This window comes from Pseudomonas sp. HMWF006 (genome assembly GCF_003061205.1).
Taxonomy (GTDB): domain Bacteria; phylum Pseudomonadota; class Gammaproteobacteria; order Pseudomonadales; family Pseudomonadaceae; genus Aquipseudomonas; species Aquipseudomonas monsensis.
Genome location: NZ_QAIU01000228.1, coordinates 535 through 4676 on the forward strand (window position 1 = coordinate 535; position 4142 = coordinate 4676).

Genomic DNA, 4142 nt, shown 5'->3' on the forward strand with positions numbered 1-4142 from the left:
ACTGACGCGCCGGTTCAGCAAGCTGAAGGAAGGCGAGGGTAAGTTGCCGGACATCCTGTTGGTGGACGGTGGCAAGGGGCAGCTGTCGATGGCCCGCGATGTGCTCAACGAACTGGCAGTGCCGGATCTCATCCTTCTCGGGGTTGCCAAGGGCGCCACGCGCAAGGCTGGTTTCGAAACGTTGTATCTGAATGATGCGGCGCACGAGTTCACGTTGCGTGGTGACTCGCCAGCGCTGCACCTGATCCAGCAGATTCGCGACGAAGCCCACCGTTTCGCGATTACCGGCCACCGTGCACGTCGTGGCAAAACCCGCCGAACGTCAACGCTGGAAGGCGTTGCGGGCGTCGGGCCAACCCGTCGTCGCGACTTGTTGAAACATTTTGGTGGATTGCAGGAGCTGTCTCGTGCAAGCATCGAAGAGATCGCCAAAGCCCCGGGGATCAGTAAAAAGCTCGCAGAGTCGATTTATGCAAACCTGCATAGCGAGTAGAATGCCCCCTCACCTCGTAGCCAGTTGTGCCGATGAATATCCCTAATCTGATTACCGTTCTACGCGTCCTGCTCATCCCGATCTTCATATTGCTGTTCTATTTGCCTTACCAGTGGAGCTATATGGCCTCCGCTTCGGTGTTCGCCTTTGCCGCTGCAACGGATTGGCTGGATGGTTACCTGGCTCGTCGACTGGAACAAAGCACGCCGTTTGGCGCGTTCCTGGATCCGGTGGCCGACAAGCTCATGGTTGCCGTGGCGCTGGTGTTGTTAGTGCAAGAACACGGTAACTTCTGGCTTACACTGCCGGCTGCCGTCATCATCGGTCGCGAAATCGTCGTTTCGGCATTGCGCGAATGGATGGCGGAACTCGGCGCTCGTGCCCATGTTGCAGTCTCCAATCTCGGTAAATGGAAAACCGCAGCACAGATGCTTGCGCTGGTCATCCTGCTGGCCAACCCGAAGGACTTCAGCTTCTGGGTTGTTCTGGGTTACGCCTTGCTGATGGTATCGGCGGGCCTGACGTTGTGGTCGATGGTTCAATACCTTCGCGCCGCCTGGCCGCATCTGAAGACCGACGTCGAAAAGAAATAAAAGTTTTTTGAATCAAGGGGTTGACGGAGCTTCTTAATTCTATAGAATGCGCATCACCAAGCGGGAATAGCTCAGTTGGTAGAGCACGACCTTGCCAAGGTCGGGGTCGCGAGTTCGAGTCTCGTTTCCCGCTCCAATTTGTACGTGTTTGTTGTTGTGCTACTGACAGCAAATGCTTTGAGGCCGAGTAGCAAAATGGTTATGCAGTGGATTGCAAATCCACCTACGCCGGTTCGATTCCGACCTCGGCCTCCACTATAAACAAGCTCCGTAGATCCATGATTTACGGAGCTTTTTTATTTGCAGTGCGCAGCAAGATTTAGTCTTGAAAACGGCCATTGCGAACTTGCTTCACCGGGAAGTGATGTATATATTTCCCGCTCTGCTGCTTGCATGTGCACTCTGTCAGGATTGCCACTGCGAAGTAGGAGAGAGCAACACCGCGCTACCGCCCGAATGGCGAAACTGGTAGACGCATGGGACTTAAAATCCCCCGCTCGTAAGGGCGTGCCGGTTCGATTCCGGCTTCGGGCACCATGAATATCAAGGGCTTGCATGACATACCTCATGCAAGCCCTTAGTTCTTTTTTCCGCAATCAAAAAATCTTTTCCGCAATTCGTGACCGTTAGTCACCTCGTAGGGGTGACCTTCATACCCTTTCGCATACGGATGTACTGTTCTGTCATCCCTACGGTGGTGTGTCCAAGTTGGTCCCGAGCTTCTCTGATGCTCCCTGTTGACTCCTCTTTATCCGTGGCCGCTTTTGCTCGTAGGTCGCGCATCTGAAATTCTGCTTTTGGAATCCCGGCTGCTTCCCTGGCGTCATCGAACCGTTTTCTGAGCATGCTGGTTGTCATCGGCTGCCCAGAGTCGATTACTACGAGACGCGTTGATCTGATTTTCTGTCCAGCCTTTCGTGCCATGATTCGATCGATTACGACTTTGAGCTCACCAATGATCTCGATCCTTCGTTTAGCCCCAGTCTTGCCTTGCTGAACGGAGAGCTTTCCTTCTTTTATGTCTCGCTCATCCATCTTCAATGTGTCTGCGACCCTCTGATCTGTTAGATAGAAGAGGTCTAAAGCGTCTCTCAAGGGCTGATCATCATGCTCAAGGATGGAGCACGGGGGTGGGCCTTACTGCGCCGCCTCGCACTTCGCTCCGGTGTCTGTATCGTGTGCGGCGTGTCAGCGATGATGTTGCTGTTCGGCGCGGGCCTGTCGATTTGGACAGCGGGCGCCTTGGGTTGCCTGACCGCGATGGCCGGCGCGGATGTCGCAATCGGCTTGTACGAACGCTGGGTCGCCAAGCGGCTGGACCTGAGCGAAGCTGAGCCGAAGGCATGAGCCGGGCTGGCCGGGTAGGGCGCCGCTTTTTACGGGTCCTCCCCGAGGCCTGCCCCCTACACGGGTTATCGAACTCGCGGAATCTTTCTAGCTGAAACCTTTGCAGGGATGTCCGTCTTTCCAAGGGAGTGGGGGCAGGGCATGGCACTCGGATGCCGGCTCGACAGCCGGACCGGGCAGAAAACCGCCGGGGACCCTGGGGACTTTCAAAGGGCACGGGGTCGGAAACCCGCGGGATCGCGTTAGTGGGAGACCCGCCAGCTTACTGAAATTTCAATCCACTGAAATCTTGAAAGGATTCATTGAAAAGCCGCTGAAAAGGAGGGCTTATGACCGCAGTCACGTACCTGTCCAAGAGCGCCTGCGCCGCGCACATCGGCCGGTCACCGAGTTATATCTCCTGGCTCAAGGAGAACGGTCGACTGGTGCTGTCGCCCAATGGCAAGCAAGTCGACGTGCTGGTCACCGAAGCATTGATCCGCGAAACCGCCGACCCGAGCAAGGCTGCCGTCGCTGCTCGCCACCAACAGGATCGGCTTCAGCGTGATGTATACAGGCACGTCGCAGCCAAATCCGAGTCGACTAACATGGCTGCGCCGCCATCCGCTGATCCTGCGCAAGGACAGACTCCTGACTTTCAGAAAGCAAGAGTGCATCGCGAGCATTACCTGGCGCGGATGGCGGAGATGGAGTTCCGTAAGGCACAAGGCGAACTGGTGGAAATCAGCTTTGTGCAGAAAGCCGCTTTTGAAACAGCACGTTCGCTCAATCACTCGTTGATGAGCCTCTCGCCGCAGTTGGCGCCACCACTCGCCGCGCTATCGGACCCGTGGGAAGTGGAACGACAGCTGACTGCTGCGCTACGTCAACGGCTCAACGAGGCGTCTCAAGTGTCCTGCGACGATTTTGGCGTCCTATTGAGCGAGTGCTGAGGGTATCCCTAGCTTAGGTTTAGTTATGGTTTGTGGAAAGGAGTGCTTCTGATGTTTGGCCAACTTGAAATGCAGTCATGACCTGGCACCATCAAAATTTCAGCCGTTGATGTGTTGGGGCGGCCTTTTTTAAAAGTGCGCAACTTCTTGCGCACTTGCTTCGCATATTGGGCTCGATAAATCGCTACAGCCCAAGTAGATTGTGGCCTGCAGCCAAGTGCGCAACTTCTTGCACATCACTGCGCAACTTCTTGCGCACTTTTCCTTTATTTTTTGCGGATTTATCCCAGCATCCGCGAGGAAAACGCTCGCAAGCCACGGTTTATAAGGGTATGAAAAAGTTGGCATGCTAATTGATGGCCATTGGCCGCCCCTTGGGTGATATCACCTATGGGCGCACCCAATGATTCAGCAAGGAGCACACCCCATGGCAACACCAGCGTACATGTCGGTTACCGGCGAAAAACAAGGCCTGATCACTGCCGGCGCATTCACCGCCGACTCCGTTGGCAACACCTACCAGGAAGGTCATGAAGACCAGGTCATGGTTCAGGCTTTCAGCCACGACGTGATCATCCCGCGTGACCCACAGTCCGGCCAACCAACCGGTCAGCGCGTGCACAAGCCAGTGGTTATCACCAAGGTCTACGACAAGGCTTCGCCTCTGCTGCAAGCGGCGCTGACTTCCGGCGAGCGCATGAGCGAAATCGTTATCCAGTGGTACCGCACTTCGGCTCAAGGTACTCAAGAGCACTACTACACCACCAAACTGGAAGA

The 4142-nt window shown here is 55.5% G+C and carries 4 protein-coding genes, 3 tRNA genes and 2 pseudogenes; 8 read left to right on the top strand and 1 reads right to left on the bottom strand.

Annotated features, from left to right (window positions below; all coding sequences use genetic code 11):
* The 5 genes from DBR24_RS31805 to DBR24_RS09125 form a co-directional block, all read left to right on the top strand.
* The coding region (locus DBR24_RS31805) for a helix-hairpin-helix domain-containing protein (protein ID WP_256591357.1) at window positions 1–493 on the top strand (493 nt) is incomplete at its 5' end.
* Window positions 494–525: 32 nt separating this feature from the next.
* Window positions 526–1086, top strand: coding sequence for a CDP-diacylglycerol--glycerol-3-phosphate 3-phosphatidyltransferase (pgsA, locus tag DBR24_RS09110; protein ID WP_123468275.1), 561 nt, complete (start codon window positions 526–528; stop codon window positions 1084–1086).
* Window positions 1087–1146: 60 nt separating this feature from the next.
* Window positions 1147–1222, top strand: a tRNA-Gly gene (locus tag DBR24_RS09115).
* A gap of 45 nt (window positions 1223–1267) precedes the next feature.
* Window positions 1268–1341: transfer RNA gene (locus tag DBR24_RS09120), tRNA-Cys, on the top strand.
* Between the two features lie 195 nt (window positions 1342–1536).
* Window positions 1537–1623 (top strand) — tRNA-Leu (locus DBR24_RS09125).
* A 93-nt stretch (window positions 1624–1716) separates the two neighbouring features.
* Here DBR24_RS09125 and DBR24_RS09130 read toward each other — a convergent pair.
* A pseudogene (locus DBR24_RS09130) lies at window positions 1717–2196 on the bottom strand (tyrosine-type recombinase/integrase); the annotation flags it as partial.
* Between the two features lie 3 nt (window positions 2197–2199).
* Here DBR24_RS09130 and DBR24_RS09135 point away from each other — a divergent pair.
* The 3 genes and pseudogenes from DBR24_RS09135 to DBR24_RS09145 all read left to right on the top strand — a co-directional run.
* A pseudogene (locus DBR24_RS09135) lies at window positions 2200–2433 on the top strand (phage holin family protein); the annotation flags it as partial.
* Window positions 2434–2762: 329 nt separating this feature from the next.
* Entirely contained in the window at window positions 2763–3365 is a 603-nt protein-coding gene (locus DBR24_RS09140) for a terminase small subunit (RefSeq protein WP_128614559.1), read from the top strand.
* Window positions 3366–3792: 427 nt separating this feature from the next.
* The coding region (locus DBR24_RS09145; RefSeq protein WP_146189003.1) for an Hcp family type VI secretion system effector at window positions 3793–4142 on the top strand (350 nt) is incomplete at its 3' end.

What these genes read in the sequence shown, in the direction of transcription:
- DBR24_RS09140 (WP_128614559.1), top strand. Translation starts at nt 2,763, where the DNA reads ATGACCGCAGTCACGTACCTGTCCAAGAGCGCCTGCGCCGCGCACATC.
- pgsA (WP_123468275.1), top strand. Translation starts at nt 526, where the DNA reads ATGAATATCCCTAATCTGATTACCGTTCTACGCGTCCTGCTCATCCCG.